Consider the following 17,690-nt stretch of genomic DNA (forward strand, 5'->3'; position numbering starts at 1 on the left):
ATTGTCCCCGTACGCTGACTCACCGTACGGACCCCGCTCCTGGAACGCGCCTCCGCGCGCCCGCCACAGTTGCCCCATGAACGCCCCCACGCCCCATATCCCTGCTACCGTACAGATTTTCGCTCAGCGCCTGTCCCCCACTCGCCGCGGCGCCCGCCTCGCCCGGCTACTGGCTGTTGAGCAACTCCGCGCCTGGCAGGTATCACCGTGCGTCACTGAACGCGCGGAGTGCATCGTCGCGGAACTGGCCTCCAACGCGGCGCTGCACGGCCGGGTCCAGGGCCGCGACTTCCGGATCGCCCTCACCCTCGACAAGGCGACCGGCACCGTACGGGTCTCGGTCACTGATGCCCGCGGAGAGCGGCTTCCGCTCGCGCCCGGAGCCGCCGCCGACGCACCCACCGACAGCGAGTCGGGCCGCGGGCTACTCCTGGTCGCGGCGCTCGCCGACCGCTGGGGCACGAAGCCGTACCCGCCGAGCGGGAAGACCGTGTGGGCGGAGGTGAGTCCGCGATCCGGCTGAAGCCCCTTTGGCCACACGTCAGTTGGGGCGGCTCGCCCATCCGCCCCTCCCTGACGTCCCCGCCGCGATGCGGTCCCCGCCAGGGGACGCGAGGGACCGTACGGCCTCTTGCGCAGGGACGGGACGACGGGGGTGCCAGTGGTGGCGAAGGACACGACGACCCGTGCGGAGAGCCGGGGCCTGTTCGACGACTTCGGGGCCTTCCGGACCCCGACGGCCGACGACTTCACCGCCGTACTCACGGGCGGCCTGGTCACCCCCGACGCCAACGTCCTGCTGAACCTGTACCGGTACACCGAGCAGGCGCGCGGCGATCTGCTGCGCGCGCTCGGCGGGCTGGAGAACCGCCTGTGGGTGCCGCACCAGGCCCTCGTGGAGTTCTGGCGGAACCGTGAGGGGACCCTCAGCGACGCGCGGTCGTCCGGTACGCGGGCCGCCGACGAGATGGCGAGCCATGCGGCTCAGGCGGACCGGACCTTCCTTGAGTTCAGCCTCCAGGTGGGGTCCGTGGAGGACATCGAACGGGTCGAGCGGATCGGAACGGAGGAGAAGTACGGCGGCTGGACGGCCGACGCTCTCCGGGAACTCTTCGCCCTCTTGCGCTACGAAGGGTACGAGGACCGGGTCGCCGTGATCAGGCACGCGGCGGCGAAGAACGGGGTCGCGGACGCCAAGAGCGTCTACAACATCTGCGGCTACGACCCGGACCGCACCCTCAAGCACTTCACCACCCCGGTCAATCGCATCACCGTGGGCCTCCGCGGGCTGGGACTGATCTCCGAATCGGCGGTCCGGGTCCTCACCACCGAATACGGCCCCGGCCAGGGCCACGCCTCCGGTTTCTCCGTCCACCCCCTCCTGGTACCGCTGATCAACGAACAGGCCGACGACGACGAGTAGGGGCACGGTCGCCGGCATCGTGGAGAGGAGCCACCATGTCCGTCGAAGCGAAGCCTTCGCCCGCGAGCGACGCCCGCGACGCAAGGTGTGTCAGTGGATCCCAGTACGCTGCGAGCGGGGTCGGATCAGCGAGGTGAGGGGGGCGTCATGGCCGGGGAGTTTCCGGAGTTCCGGTTGCAGTTGCCGAAGAGCAAGCTGGTGGCCCGGGGGTGGTTGAAACCCGAGAAGGGCTCGGCGAAGAAGCCCTTCGTCGTGGCCGCGGGCTCCCCGGTCCGGGCCACCATGGTGCGGTCCTTCGCCACGCGAAAGCCCACGGCCTACCACACCCGGCAGCGGCTGATCGCCGACGGAGCGATCCGGGACTCCGAGAGCCAACCGGGGTGGCTGGAGACGACCCGGGACATCACGTGCAGCTCGCCCTCGGCCGCCGCCTCGATCCTGATGGGGTGCAGCGTCAATGGGCTCGGCGTGTGGCGGGGGCCCGACGGGCGCTCCCTCGCGGCCTATCTGGGGCAGGCGGCGGCCGGTTCCGGCGGCCCCTGGCTGATCCGCGGTTCGAACGTCAACGGGCTCGATCTGGTCCGGCGCCTCTGGCACCCCAAGGGCCTCGTCAGCCTCGCCGCTTCCCGTCTGCGGCAAGGCGTGGCGGAGGACACCGGCAAGGACGAGTTGCGCGCCTTCGTGGGGGAGGACTACGAAGCGGCCACGTACGCCCAGAAACAGCAGCTGGTCGAGGAGCTGCACACCTTCCTCTCCCGTATGAAGCCCGGCGACACCGTGTGCACGATCTCCAGCGGTGAGCTGTACGTCGGGGAGATCAGCGGCGACGCGGAGCAGACGGAGTCCGAGGACCAGCGGTCCAATCTGCGTCGGCGGGTGGACTGGCAGCCGAGCGGATATCCGTACGACGGACTGCCGGAGGAGCTTCAGCAGAAGCTGTCGATCCAGCACGACGTCATCGACCTCTCCGCGGTCGGGGCCATCGTCGAAGGGCTGGGCCTGACCGACGCGGAGCTGAAGGAGGAGGCCGAGGCCATAGAGCGCGACCCGACGGTCGAGCTGCCCGCCCTGGTCGCCCGGCGGGAACTGAAGCTGCCGGACCCCACGGACGCGCTGGCCGCCGAGTTGCTGGTGCACGACATCGAGTGGCTGCGCGAGGTGCGCGACCTGCTCGCGGACGAACGCCAGCTGGTGCTGTACGGGCCGCCGGGGACCGGCAAGACCTATCTGGCGCTGAAGCTGGCCGAGTTCCTGGGCGGCGGGCCCGAGCAGGTCAAGCTCGTCCAGTTCCATCCCGCGTACGCGTACGAGGACTTCGTCGAGGGCTTCCGGCCGAAGGAGGATCCGGACACGAAGGAGGTCGCCTTCCGGCTGAACGCCGGTCCCCTGCGCACCCTGGCCGACCTCGCGGGCGGCGAGGGCAACCGCCACATCCCGCACTTCCTGATCATCGACGAGATCAACCGCGCCAACCTGGCCAAGGTCTTCGGCGAGCTGTACTTCCTCCTGGAGTACCGCAACAGATCCGTCCAGCTCCCCTACTCCGGTGCGGACTTCGCCCTCCCGCCCAATCTGTTCGTGATCGGCACGATGAACACCGCCGACCGGTCCATCGCGCTCGTGGACGCGGCGATGCGCCGCCGTTTCGCGTTCGTGGAACTGTCGCCGCGTACGGAACCCACGAGCGGGCTCCTTCGCCGCTGGCTGGCCAGGGAGGGCAAGGACGCGGAGCCCGCCGAGCTGCTCGACGCCCTCAACGCCCGCATCGACGACCCCGACTTCCGGATCGGGCCCTCGTACCTGATGAAGAAGGGTGTCCACCGGGAGGGCGGCCTGGAGCGGACCTGGCGGACGAAGATCCTGCCCCTGCTGGAGGAGCACCACTACGGGGAGGGCGTGGACATCGAGAAGCGGTACGGGCTCGCGGCGCTGCGGAAGTCGCTGGGGTGACCGCCGACGCCGAGCCCGTGCACCTCATTGAGCACGCGCGGGCTGTTCCCCGGGCTCTGCCCGACGCCGTCGGCCACGCCCTCGCCGCGGCACGCATCGTGGACGCCACCCCGGACCCGTACACACCGGGCCACTGGTCGCTGCGGGCGGGCAGCAAGGTCGGTGCCGTGGCCGTCGCCGTGCCGGGCGGCGAGCCGGTGATCGTCCGCATCACGCCGAAGGTGCCGATCGCCCGGCTCTTCTTCCTGCTGGGCCACAGCCGCGGCCCCAAAAGTGTGTGGCGCGACGGGCAGGTGCCGGTGGCCGAGCACCGGGAAGTGCTGCCCGCGCTCGCCCACGCCGTCGAGCGGCAGGTGGACCGTGCCCTGCGGCAAGGGCTGTTGCAGGGCTACCGGGAGACGGAGGAGACCGCCCTCGTCGTCCGCGGACGTATCCGCGAGGCCGAGCAGCTGCGGCGGCACTTCGGCATGCCGCTCCCCGCGGAAGTGACGTACGACGAGTTCACCACCGACATCGCGGAGAACCGGATCCTGCGGGCCGCCGTCGAACGGCTGCTGCGGCTGCCCGGCGTGCCGGTCGAGGTGCGCCGCAGACTGCTGCACCAGCGCGCCCGCCTGGCCGATGTCACCCCGCTCGTACGGGGACAGCCGATACCGGGCTGGCGGCCCACCCGTCTCAACGCCCGGTACCACCACGCCCTTCACCTCGCCCGTGCCGTCCTGGACGGGTCCTCCGCCGAGCACGCGCCCGGCGGGCTCCGCGTCGACGGCTTCCTGTTCGACATGAACAGGCTCTTCGAGGACTTCGTGACGGTGGCGCTGCGGGAGGTGCTCCGGGGCACAGGGCACACCGCCCGTCTCCAGGACGCCCACCACCTCGACACCGCCGACGCGATCCGGATGAAGCCCGACCTGGTGCTGTACGGCGCCGACGGAGCGCCGTGCGCCGTGGTGGACGCCAAGTACAAGGAGGAGAAGCGGCACGGCTATCCGGACGCCGACCTCTACCAGCTGCTGGCGTACTGCACGGCCCTCGGTCTGCGCGAGGGACACCTGGTGTACGCGAAGGGCAACGCGCCGCACGCCGCCCACCAGGTGCGTCACGCGGGCATCCTCCTGCACCAGCACGCCCTGGACCTCGACCAGGAACCCGGCGCGCTGCTCTCGGACATCGCGGCGCTGGCCCGGCGGATGACCGGCCCGGGCGGCCCGTAGACGGACGCCGGGACGAACAGGAACACATGGGCCCGAAGGCATGGGCGCCGAACACTCCGCGCGTATGATCGACTGCCCAGTGTCGAAGTGTCCGTCCAGGGTGGGGAGTTCACCTCGTGCCACAGCTCGCGTTCGCCAATAGCTTCTGGGAGAGCTACGACGTCCTGGAGAAGCAGGTCAAGGCCGGCGTGCGCAAGGCGATGCAGAAGTTCCAGCTGCTCACCGTGCCCGAACTCCAGGCGGACAAGGGCCTCCACCTGGAGTCCGTGCGCAAGGCCCAGGACACCCGCCTGCGGACCATCCGCATCAATGACTTCTGGCGCGGTGTCGTCCTCGCGCCGGATGACGGCAGTGATGTGTTCCTGCTCGTCAACGTCGTCCCCCATGACGATGCCTACAGCTGGGCGGCCAAGCGGCTGTACACGACGAACTCCGTGACGCGGGCGCTCGAAGTCCGCAACGTGGTCGCGATCGAGCAGCTGACCCCCGCTCTGGAGAAGGCGGCCGCCGCGGCCGGCTCGCTGCTCTTCGCGGAGTACTCGGACACGGTGCTGCGCGAACTCGGCATCGACGAGCAGGTGCTGCGGGCGGTGCGGACCATCGTCGACAAGCCGCAGCTCAAGGCGTTCGAGACGCTGCTGCCCGAGGATCAGTGCGAGGTGCTCCAGTACCTCGCGGAGGGGTTCAGCCCCGACGAGGTGTACCGGGACGTCGTCGCCGTCCGCCGTCCGGTCGACGCGGGACCCGACCCGGACGAGAGCCTCGCCGTCGCCATCGCCAACACCACGAGCCGGATCACCCTCGTCACCGGGCCACAAGAGCTGGCGGACATCCTGGAGAAGCCGTTCGCGGCCTGGCGGGTGTTCCTGCATCCCTCGCAGCGCCGGGTCGCCTACCGGGTGTCGTACGGCGGCCCGGTCCAGATCACGGGTGGTCCGGGCACCGGCAAGACGGTCGCGGCCCTGCACCGGGTCAAGCATCTCCTCGCCCGCTCCCCCGGCACCCGGATACTGCTCACCACGTACACCAACGCCCTGGCCACCTCGCTGCGCGAGAACCTGTCGCTGCTCCTGGACGGCGACGCGGCCCTGCTCGGCCGCGTGGATGTGACCACGGTCAACGCCTACGCGCACGGTGTCGTGACCCGTCTCGACGGCAAGCCCCCCTCCCCCGTGAACGACGAGGTGGAGCGGCAGCTGTGGCAGCGGGTCGTCAAGCGGCTGGGGCTGCCGTGGTCGGAACAGTTCCTGGCCCAGGAGTACCGGCATGTCATCCTCGCCCAGAACCTCCGCACCGCCGACGCGTACCGCAACGCCCTGCGGCGCGGACGCGGCAGCGCCCTGCCGGCCGTACGACGCGACCGGCTGTGGTCCGCGGTCGAGCAGTTCGAGTCGATGCTGCGTGCCCAGAAGGCGACCACACATCTGAGGGTGTGCGCGCGGGCCGCCGAACTGCTGGCCGCCTCGGCGCCCTCCCACGACCATGTCGTGGTGGACGAGGCCCAGGACCTGCACCCCGCCCAGTGGCGCGTCCTGCGGGGCGCGGTGGCACCCGGCAGCGACGACCTCTTCATCACGGGCGACCCCCACCAGCGGATCTACGACTCGAAGGTCTCCCTGGGCTCCCTGGGCATCCCGGTGGCCGGACGCACCCACCGGCTGCGCATCAACTACCGCTCCACGGAGGAGATCCTCGTCTGGTCCACCGGCATCCTCAGCCCGGTCTCGGTCGACGACCTCGGCGGTGAGGGCAGCGACAGTCTGGCCGGATACCGCTCCCTGCTGCACGGCCGCACCCCCCACACGGACGGCCACGCCTCCCAGCAGGCGGAGGTGGCGGCCCTGGTGGAGCGCGTCGAGGGCTGGATCGCCCAGGGGATTCGGCCCTCGGAGATCGGAGTGTGCTCGCGCTTCAACGTGCTCCTGGACAAGGTGTACGACACGCTGGCCGCGGCCCGGGTGCCCGTGGTCAGGGTCAGGGAGAGTCCGGGGCCCGGTGCCGACGGGGTGCGGCTGGCCACCATGCATGCCATGAAGGGGCTGGAGTTCCGCTGCGTCGCCGTGCTGGGGGTGACGGCGAGCGCGGTGCCGTTCGCCCGCGAGGTGACGCCCGCCGCAGTGGACCCCATCCAGCACGAGTCGGATCTGCTCCGGGAGCGGTGCCTGCTGTTCGTGGCGTGCACCCGGGCGCGGGAGGCGCTCGCCGTGTCGTGGAGCGGGACGGCCAGCCCGTTCCTGCCACAGCCGGACTGACGTACCCGGCCTCCGGGATGACGGCCCCCTCACCTGTCCGGTGTGAGCCCCCCATTACCGAGGCCGTCCCGCGCCACACCGGCCACATCCCGGCTCAGCTCCACCACCCTGCGCGCTCGCTCCTCGAACTCCTGGAGGGCACGGAAGGCGGCCCCGTAACGGCGTTGTCCGGCGATGTCCATCTGCGGGATGCGGGCACCCTTTCCATCGAGGCGGAAGGTGCCGCTGGCGCTGGTGGAGCGCCGGGTGTTGGCCGCGCTGCGCAGGAAGCCCTGGAGGTAGTCGGTGTCGAGCTGGTCGCTCACCGACACCGGTTCCGGATCCCCGTACGCGACGAGCCCCGCCTGGGCGAGGTCGGCGACACTGACGGTGGGTCCGTCCAGCGAGCCGGGGCCGGCGCCCGCGGCCAGCGCCGGGAGCAGTTCCGCCAGCAGCCGCACCTGTTCGGTCAGCTCACCGCGCAGGGAGTCGTACTCGGCCGCGTAGTCGCGACAGGACTCCTGCACATGGCGGCCGGGGGTGAGGTCCACGGTGTCGTCGAGCAGCTCGATCAGCGGAATCTCCGCCAGCTGGCCGGGGTCGGGTTCCAGCGGCCCGTCCGGATCACCCGCCGTCAGATCGACCATCCGGACGGCGGTGGCGGCATCGCCCAGGGCGCGCGGCCGACGCAGGTGCCAGAGGTGCACCGGGAGCGCGTGCGAGGCCGCGGTGCCGGACGGCAGCGCGGTCACCTGGGTGAGAACACCCCGGCGTACCAGCTCGGCCCGGATACGGCGGCCCGCCTTGCGGTAGGCGACCGAAGCGGGCATGACCATGAGCACGCGACCGCCGGGAGCGGTGTGCGCGTACGCGTGCTGCAACCAGGCGAGTTCGCCCTCGGCGCGCGAGGGGATACCGAACTCCCAGCGCGTGTCGAGCAGCAGGTCCTCGCGCCCCCAGTCGGGCTCACCCACCGGCGGGTCGCACACGACCAGATCGGCCCGCAGGTCCGCCCATCGGTCGTCGCGCAGCGAGTCCCCGGTGGCGACGACCAGACCGGTCCGTCCGGTCAGATCGGCCCGCAGCTGGGCGAATCCGGCGCTGCGGGCGTCGGACTCCTGACCCCGGCGCGTGGGCCCGCGCTCGGGGCCCACGGCGAGCAGCAGTGTGCCGATTCCGCAGGCCGGGTCGAAGACCGTCGCCTCGGGCGCCACCTCGCCGACGAAGTGCCGTACGGCACGGACGACGCGCACCGCGGTGACCTGGTCCGATCCGGCCCGCCGCACCGAGTCGGTGAAGCGCTCCGCGAGGGCGCCCACCACCTCCCCGGCGCCGCCGCCCTCCGCCAGCTCCCCCGCGAGCCGCGCCACGTCGGCGGGAAGTCCCGCGGGCGTCCGCCGCTCGGCGAGGAGGCGGGCGACATCGGCGATCCCGCCGAGGATGTCGTCACCGTAGACCCCGCGCAGTGCCTGCCACAGCCGCACGTCCGGCGAGACCTCTTGCCCCTTACGCTGTCCGTCCAGCCAGACCTGCACCTCGGCCAGATCGAACAGCGGACTGTTGGCGCCACCACCGGCCGGTGCCGGAAAGTCGTCGTACCGCCGCCGCCAGTTCGAGACGGCGGCGCGGGTGACGCCCGCGAGTCTGGCGATCTCGGAGCCGGTGACCAGCGGGCCGGCCGGTGAGGCAGGGGTGTCGGTCATACGCGCAACCGTACACAGTATCGATCATTTCATCAATACACGAATTCGTTGACGTCGTTCACAGACCCCTGCCGGGCGGTGTAGCGGGGTCGGGGGCGGTCCGCTCGGTCCTTGAGGTCTTGGCCCTTGGGGTCTTGGCCCTTGGGGTCTTGGCCCTTGGGGTCTTGGCCCTTGGGGCCCTCTCTCAGCGGAGGTCGGGGCCGCCCGCGTCCGCGAGCTCGCCGAGCAAGCTGATCTCCTCGTCGGCGTCGTCCGGGGTGTCCGGGATATCCCGGGTGTCCGGGCCGCCATCGGTGAACGGTCCGGATTCTTCCCCGTCATCGAGATGGGGGTACTTCTCAAGGAGGAACCGCCGCCGGTACGCCGTGTCGGCGGCGTCGACGATCGCCTCCAGGGTGGTCCAGTTGAGGGTGCCTCCGACAATGATCCCGAACGCGGGTACGGCCTTGCCGAGACCCTTCTTGGTGAGGCGGAAGCCGAATGCCTTCGCGAACTGCTGGGAGACCTTGGCGACAACCGTCTCGCTCAGGACGTCCCATGTCTTGCCGCGGACGAGTGCCTGGGTGAGCCGTGAGATGTCGGCCATCGCGGCGCTCTTGGCGGTGGCCGACCTCGCCGTCCCGGCGTTGACGACCGACATCACGAAGAGCTTCTCGGCGGGCTCTTCGGGGTCGTAGCCGTAGAGCAGCGAGATCTGGCCGACGGAGCGGGACGCGAGTCCGAGGACGACCGCGGCATCAGCGGTGAAAGCGCCGACGATCGCACCTCCCGAAGGCGCTGCGGCGGCACCTGCGGAGACGGCGACCGCGAGTTGCCCTCCGGAGATCACCAGGCCCGCACCCGCTCCCGAGAGCGCCGCGGCGGCCGGGTAGTACCAACTCGCCGCTCGTCCACGGACAGCGTCGATCTGTTCCAGGTCGAGGCGGCGCAGATCGGACAGCGACGCGATGTCATGCCCGTGCTTCTTGTGGAGCCTCACCACGCGTTGCGAGGAGAGCCCCGCCCGCGAGACCCGCCCCACGGTCTGCCGCACGGACTGAAAAGCGGTGCCGCTCCACTCGGGGAGGGCATCGACGGCTCCATGCGCCCCGGCGCTGACCTTGCGAGCGCCCGTGGCAGCGATCTCCTGCCCGCGCGAAACCGCCGTTCGAGCCCGTGGGTGGTTCTCCAGGTACTTCGTGGCCCGCTTGCCGAGTTCCGCGGCGCCGGTGGCCACCCGCTCACCGGCACCTCTCATCGCTCGGGACAGCGGACGGCCCTTGAACCGCTGGATGTCACGCCACGCCGCGATCTCGTAATCCGAGGGATCTGCCATGGCGCGATGGTAATGGCCGAACCACGGGCCCACGCGGCGCAGTTCGCGGCTCACCCCCAGAGGAACCGGACACCCTCATCGTCGTCACCCTCAAGGAACAGCCCCGACCCGTTCACACGGGTGAGGTGGGGAACGTTTCACCCGGCATCCTGGCCGGCTCCATGGCCCTCACGGCGACCGCCGGTCCATCCGCCCGACGGTGCCCCGGTTGGCCCGGTCCCGCCAACAGAACTCACTCCCGCCCCGGGCCGCACCACCCGCCACAAGATCACACCACCCGAATCGGACAGCAGACCCGCGATCCCCACCCGCTATACTGACGCCGGTGCGCAGCCTTGACATGCGCACCCACGCAAGATCCTGGGACGACGTGCAGGACATCACGGGTTCACCCCGATTTCCTGCCCGCTTTCCCACAGATCCCGGCCTTCGTAGCTCAGGGGATAGAGCACCGCTCTCCTAAAGCGGGTGTCGCAGGTTCGAATCCTGCCGGGGGCACGACGCGGACGGGAAACGGCGCCCCGTCCGCACATGGCCCGCATCGCTACTTCCGCGATGCGGGCCTCATCTCCCTGGTGGCGAGTCGGGCGGCCGGCCAGTGACCGGCCCGTCGGCCAGGTGTACCCGGACGGGCCCCATCGGGCACGTCCGCCGCACCCGCCCACCCCCGCCCGGGCCGCAAGGGCCGTCGTAGCCGCCCCCGCCCACCCCCGCCCGGGCCGCAAGGGCCGCCGTAGCCGCCCCCGCCCAGGACCGGTGTCAGTCGCACGCCGACGCGTACCCCATCTCCGGCAGCACCGCCCGCCACTCCTCCCGCCCGAGCGACCCGGCGCTGGCCGCGCACACCTGCCGGGTGGCGGCGTCGATGTCGAGGGGCCACAGGCGCAGGGTGCCGTCCGAGTCGGATGCCGTTGTCAGTACGTTCTCGTGCGGGGCGAAGACGGCCGCTTCGGCGCCGGATGTGTGGCCGGTGAGGGGGCCGCCCCTGGGACGCAGTTCCGTGTCCTCCAGGTGCCAGAGCCGGAGGTGACCGTCCTGCCCTCCGGTCGCCACGGTGCCGGTTCCGGGCTGTACGGCGATGGAATCCACGGGGCCGGTCCGCGCGGTCGGTATCTCGTGGGGATTGTCCGGGCCGACCGGGCGCGCAACGTCCCAGATCCACACGCTGTCGGTGAGGACCGTCGTGGACAGTCCCGTCAGGAGCGCCCGGGTCGCCGTGACGAAGACCGCGGACTCGAGGGTGTACGCCGTGTCGGTGCCCGCGCGCTCCCGGTCCCGTGGGGAGGCGGGGTCCCGGACGTCCCAGAACCCTGCCCCGGCCGAGTCGAGCGTGAGCAGCCCCCGGCCGTCCGGGGCGAAGAACACCCGCGTCACTCCCTCCGGTGCCTCGAACCCGCCCGCCCGCCGGGGGTGTTCGGCATCGCCGACGTCCCACAGGCTCACGCCCTCGTCGACCGCGACGGCGAGCAGCCGTCCGTCCGGGGACAGGGCGGAGGAGCGGATCTCCCCCTCCCCCGGGTCGAACGCCGCTGCGGTGCGGCGCGGTGCGTCCGGGGAGCCGATGTCCCAGAAGGCGACCTCGCCCAGGCCGTCGTACGTGATCAGGGTCCGCTCGTCGGGGACGAACACTCCGTCGGCGAGGTACGGCGCGTCCAGTTCGGCCAGGAAGCGGGGGTGGAGAGGGGTGGACGTGTCCCAGAGCTGGAGCCGCTCGCCCAGGACCTTGACCAGCAGCAGGTCGCCGTCCTGCGGGTAGGTGAGGGGGCCCGTCGAGCGGAAGCTGTCCAGCGTCGCCGGGGCGGACGCCGGAAGCCGCCACAGCCGTACGGTCGTCTCGTCCATGGTGGCCAGGGAGGTGCCGTCGGGGGCGAAGGCGAGTGCGGCGACCGGGGTGGTGTGGCCGGTCAGGGGTGGGCCCACTTCGTCCGGGTGGGACGGCTCGGCGTTCCAGAGCTGCACCACCGGCCGGTCCGTGTACGCCGTGGCCAGGCGGCTTCCGTCCCGGTTGTAGGCGAGCGCGCCGACCCTCGCGGGCGGGTTGCCGAGGACGGTCGCCGTGGGCGGGCCGTTGTCCAGCCGCCACACACTCGCCCGCTCGCCCGCTCGCACGGCGATCGCCCGCGCGTCCGGGCGCAGGTCGAAGCCGCTCGCGCCATGGCCGAAGGGCTTGCCGAGCGGTTCGGGGCGGCGCGAGCCGGGCGACTCCTGCGCGATCCGCCAGAGCTGGATGGCCCCCGCCTGCCTCAGCTCCGCCGTGGCCACGGTCCGCCCGCCGTTCGCCAGGGACACCGCGTCGATCGCGGTCCCGGGCGCGCCGAAGGGCTCGGTCATCGGTCGGGGGCGGGCCGGGTCGGCGATGTCCCACACCCGTACGCGCGTCTCGTCCGCGCCTGAGACAAGCTCGGCGTCGCCGTCGGCGTCCGCCACGGTCGCCATCACGGCGGTGTCCGGGGCGAACTCCACTGCGACCACGGACGGTTCGAGGAGGGTCAGCAGGCGGGGGCGGGCCGGGTCACGTGTGTCCCACAGGCCCGTGCGGCCCCCGTCGTCGCGCACCGCCATCACCGGGACGGCCGGGCTCACGCTCAGCCAGCGCACCGGACGCCAGTCCGGCGGCAGCGCCTCGGTCAGCCCCCGGCCCGGTCGCTCCTCGCCGATCCGCCACGCGTTCACCGTCGTGTCGTCGGACAGCGGCAGCACCTCGAAGCCGTAGAGGGTGGTGCTGTCGGCGCCGAAAGTGACCAGGTCCTCTCGGTACAGCTCCCAGGGCAGTGGTTCGGACAGCGGTTTCGCGGCGGCGGACACCACCTCGGCCCCAGGTGTCCTCGGCGAGGTCCAGCCGGTGGGCTGGCGGCGTCGAGCAGCGCCGCCAGCGACACATCGGTGGGGCGGACCCGGTCGGCCCCGACGCGCCGAACGCCTCCATGCCGGGGTACGGGCATCCGTCGACCCCGGTGGCAGCGCCCCGGAGCGCGCGCTCGCGCAGGGCGAGCAGGGTGTCGGCGGGCAGGTCCAGGGCGCGGGCCAGGGCACGTACCGTCGTGGTGCTGGGCACCTTGCGGCCGTTGAGGGCCTGGCTGACGGTGGTGTGCTTGAGCCCGGACCGCCGCTCCAGCTGGCCGACCTGGAGGCCGCGGCGGCGCATCCCCTCGCGCAGGGCCCGCGTCAGCGCGTCCAGCGGATCGTCGTCCCCCATGTCCCGGCCCCCCTCCGGTCCGGTCCGGCGCCTGTGTCCCTCCCCGGCGGCGACCGCGTTCATTGTGTTCGCGGCGAACGCCGGTGAACCGGAACGCCGAAAGTCGGGGCTCACCCCGTCCGGAACGCCCGTCCGGAACGCCCGGGCGGCGGCTCGTGCCCGGGAGGCCCGACATGAACGGATCCCCGTCCTCCGTACTGCTCGCCGTACTGCTCGCCGTACTGGTGCTGCTGATCGTGGTGCTCGGCGCCGCGCTCACCGCGGGGGCCGCCGGGTGGCTGGCACGCCGTGAGGGGGCCGGCCTTACGGCGGCCGCGGCCGTCTCACGCGCCGCCCGCGCCTTCGCCGCCGCACTGACGCTCCAGTTGCTGGACCAATGATGTGTACTAGCGGTACACCCTACCAGTACGTACACTCATTCTCATGACACCACCCCTCCCCCGCTTCCACCGCCTGCCGTCCGAACGGCAGGCGGAGATCCTGGCCGTGGCCCGCGCGCACTTCGCCGAGCAGGGCACACAGGACGCCTCGTACAACCGGATCATCGAGGCGGCGGGGATGTCGAAGACCGCCGCCTACCACTACTTCGACGGCCGTGAGGATCTGCTCGGGGCCGTGCTGGACGAGGTGCTGGCCCGGCTGCTGGCGGCGCTCGGCCCGCAGTCCCCCGCGCCGGATCCGGCGGCCTTCTGGTCCCGGCTGGAGTCGAGCGCGGACACGCTGGCCCGGCATCTGGCCGCGCACCCGGACGATCTGGCGCTCGCGCAGGCGGCGCTCACTCGGGCCGGGGGCACGGCGTGGCGGGGGTGGTTCGTCGCACTGGTCGAGGACGGGCGGCGGCTCGGGGTCGTCCGTACGGACGTCGACACCGCACTGATGGCCTCGGCCACCGCCGCCGTACTGGGGGCGGCGGACGAGTGGGCGTTGCCCGACCTCGCGGCGGGCCGCGCGGTGGACCGTGCCCCGGTGTGGCTGCTGCTGCGGGGGCTCTGGGGCGGTACGGAAGGAGCCGGGGATGCGCGCTGAACCCGTGGTGGACCGGGAGATACCGCCGACGCCTCCGGGAGCGGCGGGCCTCCTCGAACGGTTCCTCGGTCCCGGCAAGACCCGTGGCGAATCGGCGGTGGAGATCGGTGGCGGGCTGCTGTGCGCGGCGCTGCTGGTGGCCGGGCTGTGGTCGCCGGCGGCCTCCGGGGCGCGGGAGTCCTGGTCCGCCGTGCAGCTGACCGTCGTCCTGGTGGCCGGGCTGGATCTGATCGGCGGGATCCTCACCAACGCCACGAACGCGGCCAAGCGCTGGTACCACCGGTCGGCCCCGGGGGCCCGGCGGGCGCGGCTGCTCTTCGTGGCGGCGCATCTGCTGCACCTCGCCGTGCTGGGCACGGTGGTCCTGGAGGGGGATCTCGGCTGGGCGCTGGGCAACGCGGGGCTGCTGCTCGCCGGGGCGGCGGCGGTGGAGTTCGCGCCGGTCCAGCTGGCCCGTCCGGTGGCGGTGGGGGTCTGGACCGCGGTGGTGCTGGTCAATCTCTTCTGGCTGACGGTGCCGCTCGCGCTGGTGTGGTTCGCGCCGCTGTTCCATCTGAAGCTGCTGGTGTGTCATCTCGTACCGGAGGCTCCGCCGAGGGGGGCACATGACTGACGGTTCCCTTCCCCCTGCGTCCCTTCCCCCTGCGCGCGAGAACGCCTCTGTCGAGGAGTGCCGTGCCGTCCTCGCCGCCGCCTTCGCCCGGGAACCGGCCACCCGTTGGATCTGCGGCGACTCGGCAGGCGTACGGGAGCGGTGGTTCGCGGCGACCCTGGCCACGCAGGCGACCCTCGCGGGCGCCCGGCGGACGGTCCTGACCGACGCCCCGCACGAGGCACCGGTCGCCGCCGCCGTGCTCACCCCGCCCGGCGTCGAGCCCTCCGCCCGCGCGGCGACGGCCTGGACCCTGGCCGTCCTGCGCCACTGCGGCCCCCGCGCGCTGCTCCGCACCCTGCGCTACCTCCGCGTCACGGAGCCTCAGGCGCCGCCCGGCGCGTGGACCCTGGAGTTCCTCGGCGTCGCCCCGCACGCACGCGGCCGGGGCACCGGGGGGCGCCTGCTCACCCACGTCATGGATACCGTCCTGGCCCGCGAAGGCATCTTCCTCACCACGGCCGACCCCGCCAACGAGGCGCTCTACGAGCATTTCGGCTTCGGCGTACTCGCGCGCACCGGCCTCGGTGGCCTGACCGTGACGGCGATGTGGCGACCGGGGGGTGGGGGTGGGGGTGGGGGTGGGTGATACGGAGGGCTGCTCGCCGTCGGCGGACGGTCGGCCCGAACTCCGCCGGGCCCGCAGCCCCGCAGCGCCCGCACCCCCGCAGCGCCCACAGCCCCCCGCAGCCCCCGCCCGACGATGCGGCCGTTGCCCGCAACACCCGCCGCCACCCCGCCCCGACCCCGCTCCCACCCCGCCCCGCCCCGCCCCGGCTCCTGCCTCTCCCACCTCCGGTCATGAAGTGTTGCGGGGCGTCAAGTGACGTCGGCAACAACCCCTGGATGTTGCCGGTTTGTCGGTTGTCGGGCGCAACGGATTCATCTGGCGCCATTGTGTGGCCCATCACGACGCGCGCCCGCTCGGGGCGTGCCGTCCTGGCCGGCGGTGCACGGCCAGGCTGTGGAAGGGGTGGGTTCGATGGATCGGTCGTTCGTCTCGGTACGGGGCGCGCTGGTGCTGTTACTGGCCGGGCAGGCCGGCGCGGGGATCGGCCTGCTGTCGGCGCTGGCCGGGGGCGGGGTGATGGGGGCCGTGCTCGCCGGGCTCACCGACGCGGGTGGGGCCGTGCCGGTGTTCAACCAGGTGATCGCCCCCGACCCCTGCCCCAGCGGGCCTGCCGTCGGGCGGGACGCGGCGAGGGGCGGGAGCGACCGTGCGTGAACTGCGCCCTCTCCCTCAGGGACTGACACCGCAGTCGCGGGCGCTGGCCATGGCGCTGCGGGAGCTGTTCGAGGGGCTGGAGGTCTCCGTCCGGCGCTACGCCGCCCGTCGGCTGCGCGATGCCGGCACCTTCTCGCGGTACCTCAGCGGCACCCGCGTACCGCCCTGGGAAGTGGTGATGAACCTCTTCACCGATGTCGCCGAGCACCGCGGCACGGCCGCCACCCCGGAAGCCATCGACCTCGTGCGCCGCCTGCACCGGGAGGCCGTCAGATCCGCCGCGTCACCCCGTCACGCCGTCGAGGTCCTGGAGTTGCAGCTCGCCGAGGCCGACCATGTCTCCCGCCGCTCCACGGCACGCGGCGACGCGCTCGGCGACGCGCTGCTGGAGCGCAAGCATCGCATCGCCGACCTGGAGGTGCGCCTGAACCAACTCGAAGCGGAATGGAACGCCGAACGGGCCCGAGCCGAACGCCTGGCCGCCGCGAGCCCCGACGTGACGGGCCTGCTGCGCGAACGCGACCAGTTGCAGGAGGAGGTCTACTGCCTCTCCGCCAAGCTGCACGAGGCGGCGAAGCAACGCGACGAGGCCGAACAGCGCTGCACCCTGCTCGAACGGCAACTGGAGGCGGTCGAACAGGTGGATCCGGTGGATCAGGTGGATCAGGTGGATCCGGTGGAACAGGTGGATCAGGTGGAACAGGCCGGGCACGTCGATCAGGATCAGACCGCCGACGTCGTACAACCCGCTGCCGTGGAGACCACTGCGGAGACCATGCCCAAGGTGCTCATCGTCGACGATCAGCCGGACAATCTGCTGGCGATGACCGCCGTACTGGCCACCCTCGACCAGGAACTCGTCGCGGTCTCCTCCGGCCGTGAGGCCCTCAAGGCGCTCCTCGGCCATGACGACTTCGCCGTGATCATCATGGACATCCAGATGCCCGACATGGACGGCTACGAGACCGCCGCCCACATCAAGCGCCGCCCGCGCACCCGTGACGTACCGATCATCTTCCTCACCGCCATGGGTACCGACCCCGAACACTCGGCCCGCGGTTACGCCGCCGGCGCCGTCGACTACATCGGCAAGCCCTTCGACCCGTGGGTCCTGCGCGCCAAGGTCGCCGTGTTCACCGGCATCTACCTCGAACAGCGACGCGTACTGTCCCGCTGACCGCGCCACCTGGGTACTGAAGGGGCTGCCCGGCGCCACGGCACCCGACTTGTTCCCAGACCCTCACCCCCCTCACCCCCTCCCCCTCACCACCTCCCCCTCCCCCCTCAGGCCCCCAGCACCCCCCGCACCATCACCGACAGCTCACCCACCGCCACCGCCAGCGGGGTGACCGGCTGGGCGAAGGCGGTCAGGCGGTCGAGGGCGCGGCGCAGGACCCCCGGCTGGGGCTCCTCCTCGTCGAGTTCCTCGCGCAGCCGGCGCAGTTCCCGGGTGGTGGCGTCGGGGTCGGCGAGCGCGTCGCGGTTCTCCGCCAGCAACCGTTCGATGAGCGCGAGGAGTTCGGCCGTACGGGCGGCGGCCTCGTCACCGGCCCGCTGCTGGAAACTCACCGAGCCGGAGAACGCCTGGGCGCGGTGCCCGATGGCCTGGTTGCCGACGTAGTGGGTGCCGCCCTTGATCACGAGGCCGTTGTTGACGGGCGGTTCGCTGCGGCCGTCGTCGTTGCCCATGCCGGTACTCCCTGTCCGCGATGTCGCCGATGTTCGTCATGCTTCTGATGTCCGCCACGTCGATCG

General features: G+C 72.0%; 15 protein-coding genes, 1 tRNA gene and 1 pseudogene. 12 read left to right on the forward strand and 5 right to left on the reverse strand.

What is annotated here, in order from left to right; all coding sequences use genetic code 11:
• Positions 1 to 76: 76 nt before the first annotated feature.
• From ACFRFC_RS09415 to ACFRFC_RS09435, 5 genes are all read left to right on the forward strand, one after another.
• Entirely contained in the window at positions 77 to 523 is a 447-nt protein-coding gene (locus tag ACFRFC_RS09415) for an ATP-binding protein (RefSeq protein ID WP_382684432.1), read from the forward strand.
• Between the two features lie 141 nt (positions 524 to 664).
• A complete protein-coding gene (locus ACFRFC_RS09420) occupies positions 665 to 1,423 on the forward strand; it encodes a PIN-like domain-containing protein (protein ID WP_382684429.1) in 759 nt (252 codons plus the stop codon).
• Between the two features lie 147 nt (positions 1,424 to 1,570).
• Positions 1,571 to 3,373 carry a DUF4357 domain-containing protein gene (locus ACFRFC_RS09425; RefSeq protein ID WP_382684427.1) on the forward strand — a complete coding sequence of 601 codons (1,803 nt, stop codon included), beginning with the start codon at positions 1,571 to 1,573 and terminating at the stop codon, positions 3,371 to 3,373.
• A complete protein-coding gene (locus ACFRFC_RS09430) occupies positions 3,370 to 4,587 on the forward strand; it encodes an McrC family protein (protein ID WP_382684424.1) in 1,218 nt (405 codons plus the stop codon). The genes ACFRFC_RS09425 and ACFRFC_RS09430 overlap by 4 nt, the downstream gene beginning before the upstream one ends.
• A 116-nt stretch (positions 4,588 to 4,703) precedes the next feature.
• Complete coding sequence (locus ACFRFC_RS09435; RefSeq protein WP_382684422.1) at positions 4,704 to 6,839, forward strand: UvrD-helicase domain-containing protein; 2,136 nt, start codon at positions 4,704 to 4,706, stop codon at positions 6,837 to 6,839.
• A 29-nt stretch (positions 6,840 to 6,868) separates the two neighbouring features.
• Here the strand turns inward: ACFRFC_RS09435 and ACFRFC_RS09440 are convergent, their stop codons facing one another.
• Together ACFRFC_RS09440 and ACFRFC_RS09445 are read right to left on the reverse strand one after the other, a co-directional pair.
• The gene (locus ACFRFC_RS09440) at positions 6,869 to 8,521 is read right to left on the reverse strand and encodes an N-6 DNA methylase (protein ID WP_382684419.1); all 1,653 of its coding nucleotides are present in this window, start codon (positions 8,519 to 8,521) and stop codon (positions 6,869 to 6,871) included.
• 184 nt (positions 8,522 to 8,705) lie between these two features.
• Positions 8,706 to 9,836 carry an EcsC family protein gene (locus ACFRFC_RS09445; protein WP_382684418.1) on the reverse strand — a complete coding sequence of 377 codons (1,131 nt, stop codon included), beginning with the start codon at positions 9,834 to 9,836 and terminating at the stop codon, positions 8,706 to 8,708.
• 425 nt (positions 9,837 to 10,261) lie between these two features.
• Between ACFRFC_RS09445 and ACFRFC_RS09450 the strand changes: the two genes are divergently transcribed.
• A tRNA-Arg gene (locus ACFRFC_RS09450) sits at positions 10,262 to 10,334 on the forward strand.
• 261 nt (positions 10,335 to 10,595) lie between these two features.
• Here ACFRFC_RS09450 and ACFRFC_RS09455 read toward each other — a convergent pair.
• Positions 10,596 to 12,641, reverse strand: coding sequence for a WD40 repeat domain-containing protein (locus ACFRFC_RS09455; protein ID WP_382684416.1), 2,046 nt, complete (start codon positions 12,639 to 12,641; stop codon positions 10,596 to 10,598).
• A 196-nt stretch (positions 12,642 to 12,837) separates the two neighbouring features.
• A pseudogene (locus ACFRFC_RS09460) lies at positions 12,838 to 13,095 on the reverse strand (helix-turn-helix domain-containing protein); the annotation flags it as partial.
• A gap of 110 nt (positions 13,096 to 13,205) precedes the next feature.
• Here ACFRFC_RS09460 and ACFRFC_RS09465 point away from each other — a divergent pair.
• The 6 genes from ACFRFC_RS09465 to ACFRFC_RS09490 all read left to right on the forward strand — a co-directional run bounded on the left by ACFRFC_RS09465 (position 13,206) and on the right by ACFRFC_RS09490 (position 17,112).
• Positions 13,206 to 13,412 (forward strand): hypothetical protein, encoded by a 207-nt coding sequence (locus tag ACFRFC_RS09465; protein ID WP_382684413.1) that lies wholly within the window; start codon positions 13,206 to 13,208, stop codon positions 13,410 to 13,412.
• Between the two features lie 43 nt (positions 13,413 to 13,455).
• Positions 13,456 to 14,058, forward strand: a complete 603-nt coding sequence (locus ACFRFC_RS09470; RefSeq protein ID WP_382684410.1) for a TetR/AcrR family transcriptional regulator — start codon at positions 13,456 to 13,458, stop codon at positions 14,056 to 14,058.
• The gene (locus ACFRFC_RS09475; RefSeq protein ID WP_382684408.1) at positions 14,048 to 14,671 is read left to right on the forward strand and encodes a hypothetical protein; all 624 of its coding nucleotides are present in this window, start codon (positions 14,048 to 14,050) and stop codon (positions 14,669 to 14,671) included. Before ACFRFC_RS09470 ends, ACFRFC_RS09475 begins: the two co-directional genes overlap by 11 nt.
• The gene (locus tag ACFRFC_RS09480; protein ID WP_382684406.1) at positions 14,664 to 15,299 is read left to right on the forward strand and encodes a GNAT family N-acetyltransferase; all 636 of its coding nucleotides are present in this window, start codon (positions 14,664 to 14,666) and stop codon (positions 15,297 to 15,299) included. Before ACFRFC_RS09475 ends, ACFRFC_RS09480 begins: the two co-directional genes overlap by 8 nt.
• A gap of 393 nt (positions 15,300 to 15,692) precedes the next feature.
• Positions 15,693 to 15,935 (forward strand): hypothetical protein, encoded by a 243-nt coding sequence (locus tag ACFRFC_RS09485; protein WP_382684404.1) that lies wholly within the window; start codon positions 15,693 to 15,695, stop codon positions 15,933 to 15,935.
• Complete coding sequence (locus ACFRFC_RS09490) at positions 15,928 to 17,112, forward strand: two-component system response regulator (RefSeq protein ID WP_382684402.1); 1,185 nt, start codon at positions 15,928 to 15,930, stop codon at positions 17,110 to 17,112. Before ACFRFC_RS09485 ends, ACFRFC_RS09490 begins: the two co-directional genes overlap by 8 nt.
• A 107-nt stretch (positions 17,113 to 17,219) precedes the next feature.
• Here the strand turns inward: ACFRFC_RS09490 and ACFRFC_RS09495 are convergent, their stop codons facing one another.
• Positions 17,220 to 17,624 carry a hypothetical protein gene (locus ACFRFC_RS09495; protein WP_382684399.1) on the reverse strand — a complete coding sequence of 135 codons (405 nt, stop codon included), beginning with the start codon at positions 17,622 to 17,624 and terminating at the stop codon, positions 17,220 to 17,222.
• Positions 17,625 to 17,690: the final 66 nt, after the last annotated feature.

Source organism: Streptomyces sp. NPDC056734, assembly GCF_042790455.1.
GTDB lineage: Bacteria > Actinomycetota > Actinomycetes > Streptomycetales > Streptomycetaceae > Streptomyces.

Excerpts from the sequence above, each read along its gene's own strand:
- ACFRFC_RS09495 (WP_382684399.1), bottom strand. The coding sequence starts at position 17,624 with ATGGGCAACGACGACGGCCGCAGCGAACCGCCCGTCAACAACGGCCTC.
- ACFRFC_RS09440 (WP_382684419.1), bottom strand. The coding sequence starts at position 8,521 with ATGACCGACACCCCTGCCTCACCGGCCGGCCCGCTGGTCACCGGCTCC.
- ACFRFC_RS09480 (WP_382684406.1), top strand. The coding sequence starts at position 14,664 with ATGACTGACGGTTCCCTTCCCCCTGCGTCCCTTCCCCCTGCGCGCGAG.
- ACFRFC_RS09465 (WP_382684413.1), top strand. The coding sequence starts at position 13,206 with ATGAACGGATCCCCGTCCTCCGTACTGCTCGCCGTACTGCTCGCCGTA.
- ACFRFC_RS09470 (WP_382684410.1), top strand. The coding sequence starts at position 13,456 with ATGACACCACCCCTCCCCCGCTTCCACCGCCTGCCGTCCGAACGGCAG.
- ACFRFC_RS09415 (WP_382684432.1), top strand. The coding sequence starts at position 77 with ATGAACGCCCCCACGCCCCATATCCCTGCTACCGTACAGATTTTCGCT.
- ACFRFC_RS09425 (WP_382684427.1), top strand. The coding sequence starts at position 1,571 with ATGGCCGGGGAGTTTCCGGAGTTCCGGTTGCAGTTGCCGAAGAGCAAG.
- ACFRFC_RS09445 (WP_382684418.1), bottom strand. The coding sequence starts at position 9,836 with ATGGCAGATCCCTCGGATTACGAGATCGCGGCGTGGCGTGACATCCAG.
- ACFRFC_RS09485 (WP_382684404.1), top strand. The coding sequence starts at position 15,693 with ATGGATCGGTCGTTCGTCTCGGTACGGGGCGCGCTGGTGCTGTTACTG.
- ACFRFC_RS09475 (WP_382684408.1), top strand. The coding sequence starts at position 14,048 with ATGCGCGCTGAACCCGTGGTGGACCGGGAGATACCGCCGACGCCTCCG.